The organism is Shigella sp. FC1661, from assembly GCF_001712525.1.
Classification (GTDB): domain Bacteria; phylum Pseudomonadota; class Gammaproteobacteria; order Enterobacterales; family Enterobacteriaceae; genus Escherichia; species Escherichia coli.
Genome location: NZ_MDGW01000010.1, coordinates 1 through 13,876, shown reverse-complemented (window position 1 = coordinate 13,876; position 13,876 = coordinate 1). Strand labels below are relative to the sequence as shown.

Here is a 13,876-nt window from a genome sequence, read left to right as displayed (position 1 = left end):
AGTTCATTTTCCATCGTTTTCTTGCCGAGCAGGCGCTGGAGTTCTTTAATCTGCTTCATGGCGGCAGCAAGTTCAGAGGCAGGAACAACCTGTTCTCCGGCGGCCACAGCAGTAAGACTTCCTTCCTGGTATTGCTTACGCCAGAGAAATAACTGGCTGGCTGCTACACCATGTTGCCGGGCAACGAGGGAGACCGTCATCCCCGGTTCAAAGCTCTGCTGAACAATTGCGATCTTTTCCTGTGTGGTACGCCGTCTGCGTTTCTCCGGCCCTAAGACATCAATCATCTGTACTCCAATGACTAGTCTAAAAACTAGTATTAAGACTATCACTTATTTAAGTGATACTGGTTGTCTGGAGATTCAGGGGGCCAGTCTAGCATGTATCGTCGTTCCATTATCAACCACTCGCGATCATGACAAGTTAAATCGTGGAATGCATGTTGAAATAGCCAGTAATGTTATCAATGGCCTGCAATTCTTTGATCAGCAGATTCGTTGGGCCAAAGCCGACCTGGTACAACAAGTCAGTCGAAACCGATTAAATAGAGCAAGGACTTACAGAGGGTATCTTAATCAATGTTTGCCACATGAGTTGGTTGCAGACATACAGAGGGCGGTCATCAAGTCAATCAATGCCATATCGCTCATAAATTGACAATAAAATAACCATCCCCGATAATGACTTTGTAGCCCATAGAGGCCCTAAGTTTTCTCCCCTTGAGGGACCTGCGAAGCCCGGATTTTCCGGGCTTTTGCCATATATGTACCAGCCCCTCCCTGACTGACAATTACGTTAGCATCTGCGGATCATGCTAAAATCGCCGCCTGACAATTATTCACTCAAGGCACGATCATGGCAAAAACAGCAGCAGCACTGCATATCCTTGTAAAAGAAGAGAAACTGGCTCTGGATCTTCTCGAGCAGATTAAGAACGGTGCCGATTTCGGCAAGCTGGCGAAGAAACACTCCATTTGCCCATCAGGCAAACGCGGCGGTGATTTAGGTGAATTCCGCCAGGGTCAGATGGTTCCGGCGTTCGATAAAGTTGTGTTCTCTTGTCCGGTACTGGAGCCGACCGGCCCGCTGCACACCCAGTTCGGTTACCACATCATTAAGGTGCTGTACCGTAACTAATAGCAAGGCCTTCTCCTGGAGAAGGCCTTGAGTGTTTTCTCCCTCTCCCTGTGGGAGAGGGTCGGGGTGAGGACATCAGCGCGCACTTAACCCGCAACTGCAATACGTTTCATATCCGTCATATAGCCGCGCAGTTTCTTACCTACCTGCTCAATCGCATGGCAGCGAATCGCTTCGTTCACATCACGCAGTTGCGCGTTATCTACCGCACCTTCCGGAATAGCTTTACCCAGATCGCCCGGTTGCAGCTCTGCCATAAACGGTTTCAGCAACGGCACACAAGCGTAAGAGAACAGATAGTTACCGTACTCAGCGGTATCAGAGATAACCACGTTCATTTCGTACAGACGCTTACGGGCGATGGTGTTGGCAATCAGCGGCAGCTCGTGCAGTGATTCATAATATGCAGACTCTTCAATGATGCCGGAATCGACCATGGTTTCAAACGCCAGCTCAACGCCCGCTTTCACCATCGCGATCATCAGTACGCCTTTATCGAAGTACTCCTGCTCGCCGATTTTGCCTTCATACTGCGGCGCGGTTTCGAAGGCGGTTTTGCCGGTCTCTTCACGCCAGGTCAGCAGTTTCTTATCATCGTTGGCCCAGTCCGCCATCATACCGGAGGAGAATTCGCCGGAGATGATGTCGTCCATATGTTTCTGGAACAGGGGTGCCATGATCTCTTTCAGCTGTTCAGACAGCGCGTAAGCACGCAGTTTCGCCGGGTTAGAGAGACGGTCCATCATCAGGGTGATGCCGCCCTGCTTCAGCGCTTCGGTGATGGTTTCCCAACCGAACTGAATTAGTTTTTCTGCGTATGCCGGATCGGTGCCCTCTTCCACCAGCTTGTCGAAGCACAGCAGCGAGCCAGCCTGCAACATACCGCACAGGATGGTTTGCTCACCCATCAGGTCAGATTTCACTTCCGCAACGAAGGACGATTCCAGCACGCCCGCACGGTGACCACCGGTTGCTGCCGCCCATGCTTTAGCGATCGCCATGCCTTCGCCTTTCGGATCGTTTTCCGGGTGAACGGCAATCAGCGTCGGTACGCCGAATCCACGTTTGTACTCTTCACGCACTTCGGTGCCAGGGCATTTCGGCGCAACCATGACTACGGTGATGTCTTTACGGATCTGCTCGCCCACTTCGACGATGTTGAAACCGTGCGAGTAACCCAGCGCCGCGCCGTCTTTCATCAGTGGCTGTACGGTGCGCACTACGTCGGAGTGCTGCTTGTCTGGCGTCAGGTTAACCACCAGATCCGCCTGCGGGATCAGTTCTTCGTAAGTGCCCACTTTAAAACCGTTTTCGGTCGCTTTACGCCAGGATGCGCGCTTCTCGGCAATCGCTTCTTTACGCAGAGCGTAGGAGATATCGAGACCAGAATCACGCATGTTCAGGCCCTGGTTCAGCCCCTGTGCGCCACAGCCGACGATAACCACTTTTTTACCCTGAAGGTAGCTCGCGCCGTCGGCGAATTCGTCGCGCCCCATAAAGCGACATTTGCCCAGCTGTGCCAGCTGCTGGCGCAGGTTCAGTGTATTGAAGTAGTTAGCCATGGTGATTCCTCGTGATGTTGTGCTTCTTATTGTTCGGTTCGCGTTTGCGAGATTGAATTCACTATATGACAGGAAATTTATTGCGGAAATTGATATATTCACAACGTCACATTGCAATTTCTGCAACGTCAACATTGAGGGCTGCTCCATTGGATTTACGCGATCTGAAAACCTTCCTGCATCTGGCGGAAAGCCGCCATTTTGGCCGCAGCGCGCGGGCGATGCACGTTAGCCCATCCACGCTCTCACGGCAGATTCAGCGCCTGGAAGAAGATCTTGGTCAGCCGCTATTTGTGCGCGATAACCGCACGGTGACGCTGACTGAAGCGGGCGAAGAGCTGCGCGTTTTCGCCCAGCAAACGCTGTTGCAGTATCAGCAGTTGCGCCACACCATCGATCAGCAAGGGCCGTCGCTCTCTGGCGAATTACATATCTTCTGCTCGGTGACCGCTGCCTACAGCCATCTGCCACCGATTCTCGACCGCTTCCGCGCGGAACACCCGTCGGTGGAGATCAAACTAACCACTGGTGATGCGGCAGATGCGATGGAAAAGGTAGTCACTGGCGAAGCGGATCTGGCGATTGCCGGGAAACCGGAGACTCTGCCCGGCGCAGTGGCGTTTTCGATGCTGGAGAATCTGGCAGTAGTGCTGATTGCGCCCGCGCTGCCCTGCCCGGTGCGTAACCAGGTTTCGTCAGAGAAGCCGGACTGGTCTACAGTGCCGTTTATCATGGCCGATCAGGGACCGGTACGCCGCCGCATTGAACTGTGGTTTCGACGCAATAAAATCAGCAACCCGATGATTTACGCCACGGTTGGCGGGCATGAAGCGATGGTATCGATGGTGGCGCTCGGCTGTGGCGTGGCGCTGTTGCCGGAAGTAGTGCTGGAAAACAGCCCCGAACCGGTGCGTAACCGCGTGATGATTTTAGAGCGCAGCGATGAAAAAACGCCGTTTGAACTGGGCGTTTGTGCGCAGAAAAAGCGGCTGCATGAGCCGCTGATTGAGGCGTTCTGGAAGATTTTGCCGAACCATTAACCCGCCAAAAAGAACCTGAACGCCGGATTATTGGTTTCGTCGTGGCAATCGTAGCCCAGCTCATTTAGCCGGGTTTCGAAATCCGGTTCATGGTCGCCGAGTTCGAACGCCGCCAGTACGCGCCCGTAGTCGGTGCCATGGCTGCGATAGTGGAACAAAGAAATGTTCCAGTGCGTACCCAGCGTGTTGAGGAAGCGCAGCAGCGCGCCCGGTGATTCCGGGAATTCGAAGCTGTAGAGGCGTTCCTGCAACGGATGTGACGGACGCCCGCCGACCATATAGCGCACATGCAACTTCGCCATTTCGTCGTCGGAGAGATCCACCACGCTGTAGCCGCCGTCGTTGAGCATCTGCAAAATTTCTTTGCGCTCTTCGAGGCCGCGGCTCAGGCGCACGCCGACAAAGATGCAGGCGTTTTTGGCATCGGCAAAACGGTAGTTGAACTCGGTGACCGCTCGCCCGCCAAGCAGTTGGCAGAATTTGAGGAAGCTGCCTTTTTCTTCCGGAATGGTCACCGCCAACAACGCTTCACGCTGTTCGCCCAGTTCGCAGCGTTCCGAGACGTAGCGCAGGCCGTGGAAGTTCACGTTGGCACCGGAAAGAATATGCGCCAGCCGTTCGCCGCGAATGTTGTGCTGGGCGATATATTTTTTCATTCCCGCCAGCGCCAGCGCGCCAGAGGGTTCCGCCACCGCGCGCACATCTTCGAATAAATCCTTCATCGCCGCACAGATCGCATCACTATCGACGGTGATGATGTCGTCGAGATACTCCTGGCATAAACGGAAGGTTTCGTCACCGATGCGTTTTACCGCTACGCCTTCAGCAAATAGCCCTACGCGCGGCAGATCAACCGGATGACCCGCATCCAGCGCTGCTTTCAGGCAGGCGGAGTCTTCCGCTTCTACGGCGATCACTTTGATTTGTGGCATCAGTTGTTTGATCAGCACCGCAACGCCCGCCGCCAGACCGCCGCCGCCGACTGGCACAAATACGCGGTCGAGATGGGCGTCCTGCTGGAGCAGTTCCAGCGCCAGCGTGCCTTGCCCGGCAATCACCATCGGATGGTCGAACGGCGGCACCCAGGTGAACCCCTGCTGCTGTGACAGTTCGATCGCTTTAGCTTTCGCTTCGTCAAAGTTCGCGCCATGAAGCAGCACTTCGCCGCCGAATCCACGTACCGCATCGACTTTGATATCGGCGGTGGCGGTTGGCATAACGATCAGGGCCTTCACGCCTAACCGCGCAGAAGAAAACGCGACGCCCTGCGCGTGGTTACCCGCAGAAGCAGTGATCACGCCGTGCGCTTTTTGTTCTTCCGTCAGGCCCGCCATCATGGCGTATGCGCCGCGCAGCTTAAAGCTGTGCACTGGCTGGCGATCTTCGCGCTTCACCAGAATGACGTTATCAAGACGCGACGACAGTTTTTCCATTTTTTGTAGCGGCGTAACCTGCGCTGCCTCGTAAACCGGCGCGCGCAGCACTGCTCTTAAATATTCGGCACCTTCCGGAGCACCGGACAGGGGTTGCGAGTCAGCCATTATTAACCCCCCAGTTTCGATTTATCGCGCACCGCACCTTTGTCGGCGCTGGTTGCCAGGCTGGCGTAGGCGCGCAGGGCAAAGGAAACCTGACGTTCACGGTTTTTCGGCGTCCAGGCTTTGTCACCCCGAGCTTCCTGCGCTTCACGACGCGCCGCCAGTTCGGCATCGCTTACCTGTAACTGAATGCCACGGTTCGGGATGTCGATAGCGATCAGGTCACCATCTTCAATCAGACCAATGCTGCCGCCGCTTGCCGCTTCCGGTGAGACGTGGCCGATGGAAAGACCAGAGGTGCCGCCAGAGAAACGACCGTCGGTGATCAGCGCACAGGCTTTACCGAGACCCATTGATTTCAGGAAGCTGGTTGGGTAGAGCATTTCCTGCATGCCAGGGCCGCCTTTCGGGCCTTCATAGCGGATCACCACCACATCGCCCGCGACAACTTTGCCACCGAGGATCGCTTCTACCGCGTCGTCCTGGCTTTCGTACACTTTTGCCGGGCCGGTGAATTTGAGGATGCTGTCATCGACGCCCGCGGTTTTCACGATGCAGCCGTTTTCAGCAAAATTACCGTAGAGCACCGCCAGGCCGCCGTCTTTGCTGTAGGCGTGTTCCAGCGAGCGGATACAGCCGTTTGCGCGATCGTCGTCCAGCGTATCCCAACGGCAATCTTGCGAGAATGCCTGGGTGGTACGGATACCCGCAGGGCCGGCGCGGAACATATTTTTTACCGCGTCATCCTGGGTCAGCATAACGTCGTATTGCTCCAGCGTTTGCGGCAACGTCAGGCCGAGCACGTTTTTCACATCACGGTTCAGTAACCCCGCGCGATCCAGTTCGCCGAGAATACCGATAACACCACCAGCACGGTGAACATCTTCCATATGGTATTTCTGGGTGCTCGGCGCAACTTTACACAGCTGTGGAACCTTGCGGGAAAGCTTATCGATATCACTCATGGTGAAGTCGATTTCCGCTTCCTGCGCCGCCGCCAGCAGGTGAAGTACGGTGTTAGTCGATCCACCCATCGCGATATCCAGCGTCATGGCGTTTTCAAACGCCGCCTTACTGGCGATATTACGCGGCAGTGCACTTTCGTCGTTTTGCTCGTAATAACGTTTGGTCAATTCAACAATGCGTTTACCAGCATTAAGGAACAGCTGCTTACGGTCCGCGTGGGTTGCCAGCAGCGAGCCGTTGCCTGGCTGCGACAAACCCAGCGCTTCGGTCAGGCAGTTCATTGAGTTAGCGGTAAACATCCCGGAGCAGGAACCGCAGGTTGGGCAGGCGGAACGTTCAACCTGATCGCTCTGGGAGTCAGAAACTTTCGGGTCTGCGCCCTGGATCATCGCATCAACCAGATCGAGTTTGATTATCTGATCGGACAGTTTGGTTTTCCCGGCCTCCATCGGGCCGCCGGAAACAAAGATCACCGGAATATTCAGGCGCAGGGAAGCCATCAGCATCCCCGGGGTGATTTTGTCGCAGTTAGAGATGCAGACCATGGCGTCGGCGCAGTGGGCGTTGACCATATACTCAACGGAATCAGCGATCAGTTCGCGAGATGGAAGTGAATAAAGCATCCCCCCGTGGCCCATGGCAATCCCATCATCCACCGCAATGGTGTTGAACTCTTTGGCAACGCCGCCAGCCGCTTCAATTTGTTCGGCGACCAGTTTACCGAGATCGCGCAGATGGACGTGACCCGGTACAAATTGGGTGAACGAGTTCACAACCGCGATAATCGGCTTGCCAAAATCGGCGTCGGTCATTCCGGTGGCGCGCCACAGCGCACGAGCACCCGCCATATTACGACCATGAGTGGTGGTGGCGGAACGGTACTTAGGCATACTTTATTTACTCCCAGTGTCTGTCTCGTAAATGGGACGGTGCGTGCCGTCCCATTTTTTGTATTTATTGATTAACTTGATCTAACCAGCCCCATTTATCTTCGGTTTCGCCAGTGAAGAGGCCGAAGAAGGCTTGCTGAATGCGTTTGGTAACCGGGCCACAACGGCCTTCGCCAACCTGAATACCGTCTACGCTGCGCACTGGCGTGATTTCTGCCGCAGTACCGGACATAAACACTTCATCCGCCAGGTACAGGGATTCGCGCGACAGCACCTGCTCACGCACTTCAATTCCCAGCTCTTTCGCCAGTTTGATGATGGCATCACGGGTAATACCCGGCAGCGCGGATGAGGTAAACGGTGGGGTGAACAGCACGCCGTCTTTCACTTCAAACAGGTTTTCACCTGCGCCTTCAGAGATGTAACCGTTCACATCCAGCGCGATACCTTCCTGATAACCGTGGCGGCGCGCTTCGCTACCCACCAGCAGGGAAGAGAGGTAGTTACCACCGGCTTTTGCCGCCGTCGGGATGGTGTTTGGTGCTGCGCGGTTCCAGGAGGAAACCATCGCATCGATCCCCTGCTCCAGCGCTTCTGCGCCCAAATACGCTCCCCACGGGAAAGCAGCGATAATCACGTCGGTTGAGTATCCCGCTGGCGGGTTTACTCCCATGCCAACATCACCGACGAAGATCAGCGGACGGATATAGGCGCTGGTGAGATTATTTTTGCGGATCACGTCACGACAAGCTTCCATCAGCTCATCAATGCTCTGCGAAACCGGGAAGCGATAGATTTTGGCGGAGTCATGCAGACGCTGCATATGCTCACGATGGCGGAATACAACCGGTCCTTTGTGCGAGTCGTAGCAACGGATGCCTTCAAAAACCGAAGTGCCATAGTGCAGCGCGTGCGACATCACATGCACCTTCGCGTCTTCCCAGCGAACCATCTCCCCATTGAACCAAATGTAATCAGCTTTCTTCGTGGTCATTTTTATATACCTTTTGCGCTCAGGCGCGGATTTGTTGTGATGTGGTTGTGCTCTGGCAGATGGCAACGTGTGCGACGTCCACCAGTTTATTTAACTGACTAAACAGTAAGTCGACCGACCGTGGGCTGGCAACGGTCAATTCGATATTTATATTTTGTGCATCGCTGGCGGCGGCCATATTCATTGAGCAGACGTGGAAACCACGATGACGCACCACGCGTAAAACACGTTCTAAGGTTTCCGGATTGAAGCGAGCCGATACATTGACCTGATGTTGCATCATGATAATTTCTCCAACATTTCTGAATTACTGGCGCCAGGCGGCACCAGCGGCCAGACGTTCTCAAGTTCGTCGATTGAGACATGAAGCAGGTATGGCCCATCACTGTTCAGCATGGTGTCGAGTGCCGCTTCAACCTGGTCTTTACGGGTGATGTGTTGGCCAGGGATGCCGAAGGCGCTGGCTAACATGAGGAAATCGGGGTTATCAGTAAGGGTGGTTTCGCTGTATCGTTCCTGAAAAAACAGTTGCTGCCATTGTCGAACCATCCCTAACCGTTGGTTATCGAGTAAGACGATTTTCAACGGTAACTGCTTGCGTTTTACGGTGCCCAGCTCTTGCACATTCATCATGAAAGAGCCGTCACCGGAGATACAGACGACGGTATCGTTCGGTCGCGCGACTTGTGCGCCAACCGCCGCTGGTAAACCAAAACCCATAGTGCCTAAGCCGCTGGAGGTGATGAAATTTTCCGGGCGAGTGTGGGCGATGTGTTGCGCAGCCCACATCTGGTGCTGCCCCACATCTGTGGTCACGACGCAATCCGCAGGTTTACGATCCGACAGTTGTTTTAACAACAACGGCGCGTAGATTGCGTCGCCGGGATGGTCGTAACGCCAGGCATGTTCATCACGCAGCTGCGCGCAGTATTGCTGCCAGTCATTGATATTTAACGGCTGCTGTAATTCTGGTAACAGAGCATTTAAATCACCTTGTAATGCCACATGTGCCTGACGCAGCTTGTTCATTTCTGCCGGGTCGATATCCATATGGATAACGCTGGCGTGTGGTGCGAAGGTGTTCAGTTTGCCGGTCACCCGGTCATCAAAACGTGCACCCACGGCGATCAGCAAGTCGCACTCCTGCACCGCGAAGTTCGCCGCTTTGGTGCCATGCATTCCCAGCATGCCCAGATAGTACGGATAATCTGCTTCAACTGCGCCCAGCCCTTTCAGCGTGCAGGTGGCAGGCATTTTTGTGGTAGCGAGAAATTCTCGTAAAGCAGGAACTGCCTGCGCCATACCCACGCCACCACCAACGTACAGCATCGGTTTTTGCGCTTTTGCCAGCATCTGGCGCGCTTGCTCAACTTCGGCATGTGGGAAAGTCACTTCGTTTTCAACGGTGGTGAACCACGGTTCCAGGTCACCGCTGGCTAGCTGGATATCTTTTGGGATATCGACCAGAACCGGACCAGGACGACCTGAGCTGGCAACGTCGAATGCTTCAGCCATAATGCGCGGCAACTCTTCCAGCGACTGCACCAGAAAGCTGTGCTTGGTACAGGCTAACGACAATCCCAGGACATCCACTTCCTGAAATGCATCAGTGCCGATAAACGGTGCGGACACTTGACCGGTGATGGCAACAACAGGGATAGAATCTAACAGTGCGTCCGCAAGCCCGGTTATCAGGTTGGTTGCGCCCGGACCAGACGTGGCGATACATACGCCAGTTTTGCCGGTAGCACGGGCATAACCGATAGCCGCCATTGCCGCACCCTGCTCATGTCGGCACAGCAAGTGCTCCACGCCGCCGTCATACAATGCATCGTAAACCGGCATAATTGCGCCACCCGGATAACCGAAAACGGTGTTCACACCCTGTGCCCGCAACGCATGTACCACCCACTGTGCGCCATTCATAGTTAGTTCCCCGTGCTGAATGTTGAGAAACAGAATTTTGTGCTGTTATTCATTGTCTGCTCCTCGGTTATGTTTTTAAGGTCAAAAAAAACCCCGGACCTTTCGGTGCGGGGGGCTTAGTTCGTTAAGGCTTGATTTCTAAGCCTTTCCTCGTCCAAGTGCAGCCCCGCACGGTGGGATAATAATCACCACCACGCTAATCACGACCAGGCTAATCACTCGTAGAAGGGCTGTCATTTTGTCTTTTCTTGCATCTTGTTCGAAGGAATGCCTAAAGAGTTACCATAGGTTTTGTAAATAGTACAAGATATTTTTTGTCCGATTTTTATGATGCGTTTAATAATTTCAATATAAGTTGTTGTTTTTTAAAATAAAATAGTGAGTAAAAAAATTCAATTTCAGTATGAATGTTGTTCCCTTCCTCGTTGTTCATCCTTTGTCCGCTGCATTTTTGCGAGCATCATTCCACCGCCAGAACAACTCAACTTCACTTGCACAAATAAACAGGAATCAGCCACTAAAATTCACGAATTAGCGGGCTACAGCAGCGATATCTTATGCACATAATGGTTACTCAAGGAGGGCTTATGTCACTGTCAATTGTTCATACCCGCGCAGCCCTGGGAGTAAATGCGCCCCCGATCACTGTTGAGGTACATATCAGTAAAGGTCTACCCGGCTTAACGAAGGTGGGCTTACCAGAAACAACGGTAAAAGAAGCTCGCGATCGCGTGCGCAGCGCCATTATCAATAGCGGATATGAATATCCGGCGAAAAAAATCACCATCAACCTGGCTCCAGCTGATCTGCCAAAAGAAGGGGGACGATATGATTTACCTATCGCCATTGCGTTGCTGGCGGCCTCAGAACAGCTTACAGCCAATAAGTTAGATGAATATGGATTAGTCGGAGAACTGGCGCTTACAGGCGCTCTGCGTGGCGTTCCCGGCGCAATCTCCAGTACAACTGAAGCTATTAAGTCGGGCAGAAAAATTATCGTCGCGAAAGATAACGAAGATGAAGTGGAGCTAATTAACGGTGAAGGATGCCTGATAGCCGATCATCTGCAAGCTGTCTGTGCGTTTCTGGAAGGTAAGCACGCTCTCGAACGCCCGAAACCAACTGATGCAGTATCCCGGGCGCTACAACATGATCTCAGTGATGTTATCGGTCAGGAACAAGGAAAGCGAGGGCTGGAAATTACCGCCGCTGGCGGGCACAACCTTTTACTGATTGGGCCGCCGGGAACAGGTAAAACAATGCTCGCCAGCCGTATTAATGGCCTGTTACCAGATTTAAGCAATGAAGAGGCACTGGAGAGTGCTGCGATATTAAGTCTGGTAAATGCTGAATCAGTACAAAAACAATGGCGGCAGCGCCCGTTCCGCTCACCTCATCACAGTGCATCGTTAACTGCGATGGTAGGCGGTGGCGCAATTCCAGGGCCCGGTGAAATTTCGCTGGCGCATAACGGCGTGCTTTTTCTTGATGAGTTACCTGAATTTGAAAGGCGTACACTGGATGCCTTGCGAGAGCCGATTGAATCCGGGCAGATCCATCTTTCACGCACGCGAGCAAAAATAACCTATCCAGCCCGTTTCCAGCTTGTCGCGGCGATGAATCCCAGCCCTACCGGACATTATCAGGGAAACCATAACCGCTGCACACCAGAGCAAACGCTGCGTTATCTCAACCGACTCTCTGGTCCCTTTCTCGACCGCTTCGATCTCTCACTGGAGATCCCATTACCGCCTCCCCGTATTTTGAGTAAAGCGGTAGTGCCGGGAGAAAGCAGCGCCACCGTTAAACAACGCGTAATGGCCGCCAGAGAGCGCCAATTTAAGCGGCAGAATAAACTGAACGCCTGGCTGGATAGTCCGGAAATACGCCAATTCTGCAAACTTGAGAGCGAAGATGCGATGTGGCTGGAAGAAACGCTGATCCATCTGGGGTTATCGATTCGTGCCTGGCAGCGGTTATTGAAAGTTGCACGAACCATTGCTGATATTGATCAGTTTGACATTATCACACGTCAACATTTGCAGGAGGCAGTTAGCTATCGAGCGATTGACCGTTTGCTCATCCATCTGCAGAAACTACTGACATAAAAAAAGGGCATTTCGCCCTTTTTATTAATCGTCAGAATCGGTGTAGTCTTCAGCACCTTCAACCTGCGGTTTACCGCCGGAAAGGGTGTGAAAACGTTTTGGACGCTTAATACGCGTCATATACTTGGACCACACGCGTTCTGCTTCTGTCACTGGCTCACGTTCGCCACGGCATACTGCTACGAAGAGTTTCTCTTCCTCGGTAACCGGCTCGCGTTTGCCAAGATCCAACTCATTGAAGGCATAACCATGACGCTCAAGCAGTTGTGCCTCTTTGATGGTGAAATCACCATGACGAGAGAATCCACGTGGATAATGTTTATTGTCGAAATATCGATTAGTCGTCGTAAAGCTTTCCGCCATCCTGCACGCTCCTAATTCTTTGACCGAGCTAGTTATGGCGCGGAGTATTAGTTACGCTTGACAGAGTGTAAAACAAAACATTTAAATCATAACGACAAATAATTTTGCGGAGAGCACTGTGGATACGGAATTGTTAAAAACTTTCCTGGAAGTTAGCCGAACGCGTCACTTTGGTCGAGCGGCTGAATCGCTCTATCTGACCCAGTCAGCAGTGAGCTTTCGAATCAGACAACTGGAAAATCAACTGGGTGTGAACCTTTTCACCCGCCACAGAAACAATATCCGTTTAACCGCTGCCGGTGAAAAACTACTGCCTTATGCAGAAATGCTCATGAGCACCTGGCAGGCCGCCCGCAAGGAGGTGGCGCATACCTCACGACATAACGAGTTTTCTATCGGTGCCAGCGCCTCATTGTGGGAATGTATGCTTAATCAGTGGCTGGGACGTTTGTATCAAAATCAGGATGCCCATACAGGCTTACAGTTCGAAGCGCGAATTGCCCAACGCAGTCTCTGGTAAAACAGCTGCATGAACGCCAGCTTGATCTTCTTATTACCACTGAAGCGCCCAAAATGGACGAATTTAGTAGTCAGTTGCTGGGATATTTCACTTTAGCGCTTTATACCAGTGCCCCTTCAAAACTAAAGGGAGATCTTAATTATCTGCGACTTGAGTGGGGGCCAGATTTTCAACAGCATGAGGCAGGTTTGATCGGTGCTGACGAAGTGCCCATTCTGACAACCAGTTCTGCTGAACTGGCACAGCAACAGATTGCGATGCTTAATGGTTGCACCTGGCTACCCGTCAGCTGGGCGCGTAAAAAAGGCGGCCTGCATACCGTTGTCGATAGCACAACACTTTCACGGCCGCTTTATGCCATATGGCTGCAAAATAGCGATAAAAATGCGTTGATTCGCGATCTTTTGAAAATTAACGTGCTGGATGAAGTGTATTAATATGAATGGCTGGCAAGGATGCCGGTAGAAGGATTTACTTCGGAGAGGGTTATTTCAGATAAAAAAAATCCTTAGCTTTCGCTAAGGATGATTTCTGGCAGGGGCGGAGAGACTCGAACTCCCAACACCCGGTTTTGGAGACCGGTGCTCTACCAATTGAACTACGCCCCTAATTAGGGTGGCGGAACGGACGGGACTCGAACCCGCGACCCCCTGCGTGACAGGCAGGTATTCTAACCGACTGAACTACCGCTCCACCGAATTCTTTTACAACCACCGGTTTTATGACCGGCTTACTGCTAAATTTGATGCCTGGCAGTTCCCTACTCTCGCATGGGGAGACCCCACACTACCATCGGCGCTACGGCGTTTCACTTCTGAGTTCGGCATGGGGT

13 protein-coding genes, 2 tRNA genes, 1 rRNA gene and 2 pseudogenes are annotated in these 13,876 nt (G+C 52.9%); 5 read left to right on the top strand and 13 right to left on the bottom strand.

Translation table 11 applies throughout. The features are described 5' to 3' along the window. Nucleotides 1-287 (bottom strand): transposase (locus BFF42_RS00740; RefSeq protein WP_000567737.1); only part of this gene is annotated, 287 nt, incomplete at its 3' end. Between the two features lie 91 nt (nt 288-378). On the opposite strand from BFF42_RS00740, the pseudogene BFF42_RS00735 reads away from it, so the two are divergent. Further along, nucleotides 379-657: pseudogene (locus tag BFF42_RS00735) on the top strand (type II toxin-antitoxin system PemK/MazF family toxin); the annotation flags it as partial. 198 nt (nt 658-855) lie between these two features. After that, on the top strand, nt 856-1,137 hold the full coding sequence (gene ppiC, locus BFF42_RS00730; RefSeq protein ID WP_001140251.1) for a peptidylprolyl isomerase PpiC: 282 nt from the start codon (nt 856-858) through the stop codon (nt 1,135-1,137). Nucleotides 1,138-1,223: 86 nt separating this feature from the next. On the opposite strand, the gene ilvC is transcribed toward ppiC, so the two are convergent. Beyond that, a complete protein-coding gene (ilvC, locus tag BFF42_RS00725) occupies nt 1,224-2,699 on the bottom strand; it encodes a ketol-acid reductoisomerase (protein ID WP_001295253.1) in 1,476 nt (491 codons plus the stop codon). Nucleotides 2,700-2,848: 149 nt separating this feature from the next. On the opposite strand from ilvC, the gene ilvY reads away from it, so the two are divergent. Continuing rightward, nucleotides 2,849-3,739, top strand: a complete 891-nt coding sequence (ilvY, locus tag BFF42_RS00720; RefSeq protein WP_000365778.1) for an HTH-type transcriptional activator IlvY — start codon at nt 2,849-2,851, stop codon at nt 3,737-3,739. On the opposite strand, the gene ilvA is transcribed toward ilvY, so the two are convergent. The 7 genes from ilvA to ilvL form a co-directional block, all read right to left on the bottom strand. Next, nucleotides 3,736-5,280, bottom strand: coding sequence for a threonine ammonia-lyase, biosynthetic (gene ilvA / locus BFF42_RS00715; protein WP_000785598.1), 1,545 nt, complete (start codon nt 5,278-5,280; stop codon nt 3,736-3,738). The two genes, ilvY and ilvA, sit on opposite strands and share 4 nt — an antisense overlap. A gap of 2 nt (nt 5,281-5,282) precedes the next feature. Further along, nucleotides 5,283-7,133, bottom strand: coding sequence for a dihydroxy-acid dehydratase (ilvD, locus tag BFF42_RS00710; RefSeq protein WP_001127401.1), 1,851 nt, complete (start codon nt 7,131-7,133; stop codon nt 5,283-5,285). Nucleotides 7,134-7,197: 64 nt separating this feature from the next. After that, the gene (ilvE, locus tag BFF42_RS00705; RefSeq protein ID WP_000208520.1) at nt 7,198-8,127 is read right to left on the bottom strand and encodes a branched-chain-amino-acid transaminase; all 930 of its coding nucleotides are present in this window, start codon (nt 8,125-8,127) and stop codon (nt 7,198-7,200) included. Nucleotides 8,128-8,146: 19 nt separating this feature from the next. Further along, nucleotides 8,147-8,410, bottom strand: coding sequence for an acetolactate synthase 2 small subunit (ilvM, locus tag BFF42_RS00700; RefSeq protein WP_000983255.1), 264 nt, complete (start codon nt 8,408-8,410; stop codon nt 8,147-8,149). Further along, nucleotides 8,407-10,053 (bottom strand): acetolactate synthase 2 catalytic subunit, encoded by a 1,647-nt coding sequence (gene ilvG / locus BFF42_RS00695; protein ID WP_001012626.1) that lies wholly within the window; start codon nt 10,051-10,053, stop codon nt 8,407-8,409. The genes ilvM and ilvG overlap by 4 nt, the downstream gene beginning before the upstream one ends. Nucleotides 10,054-10,055: 2 nt before the next feature. Further along, a complete protein-coding gene (ilvX, locus tag BFF42_RS00690) occupies nt 10,056-10,106 on the bottom strand; it encodes a peptide IlvX (RefSeq protein ID WP_113771618.1) in 51 nt (16 codons plus the stop codon). 85 nt (nt 10,107-10,191) lie between these two features. Further along, the gene (gene ilvL / locus BFF42_RS00685; protein ID WP_001311244.1) at nt 10,192-10,290 is read right to left on the bottom strand and encodes an ilv operon leader peptide; all 99 of its coding nucleotides are present in this window, start codon (nt 10,288-10,290) and stop codon (nt 10,192-10,194) included. Between the two features lie 350 nt (nt 10,291-10,640). Here ilvL and BFF42_RS00680 point away from each other — a divergent pair, with 350 nt between their 5' ends. After that, entirely contained in the window at nt 10,641-12,161 is a 1,521-nt protein-coding gene (locus BFF42_RS00680; protein WP_039059663.1) for a YifB family Mg chelatase-like AAA ATPase, read from the top strand. 24 nt (nt 12,162-12,185) lie between these two features. On the opposite strand, the gene maoP is transcribed toward BFF42_RS00680, so the two are convergent. Further along, nucleotides 12,186-12,524, bottom strand: a complete 339-nt coding sequence (gene maoP, locus BFF42_RS00675; protein WP_000841001.1) for a macrodomain Ori organization protein MaoP — start codon at nt 12,522-12,524, stop codon at nt 12,186-12,188. A gap of 118 nt (nt 12,525-12,642) precedes the next feature. On the opposite strand from maoP, the pseudogene hdfR reads away from it, so the two are divergent. After that, nucleotides 12,643-13,481: pseudogene (gene hdfR / locus BFF42_RS00670) on the top strand (HTH-type transcriptional regulator HdfR). Between the two features lie 95 nt (nt 13,482-13,576). Here the strand turns inward: hdfR and BFF42_RS00665 are convergent. The 3 genes from BFF42_RS00665 to rrf all read right to left on the bottom strand — a co-directional run. Then, nucleotides 13,577-13,652: transfer RNA gene (locus BFF42_RS00665), tRNA-Trp, on the bottom strand. An 8-nt stretch (nt 13,653-13,660) separates the two neighbouring features. Then, nucleotides 13,661-13,737 (bottom strand) — tRNA-Asp (locus BFF42_RS00660). A 54-nt stretch (nt 13,738-13,791) separates the two neighbouring features. After that, nucleotides 13,792-13,876: ribosomal RNA gene (rrf, locus tag BFF42_RS28520) — 5S ribosomal RNA — on the bottom strand; the annotation flags it as partial.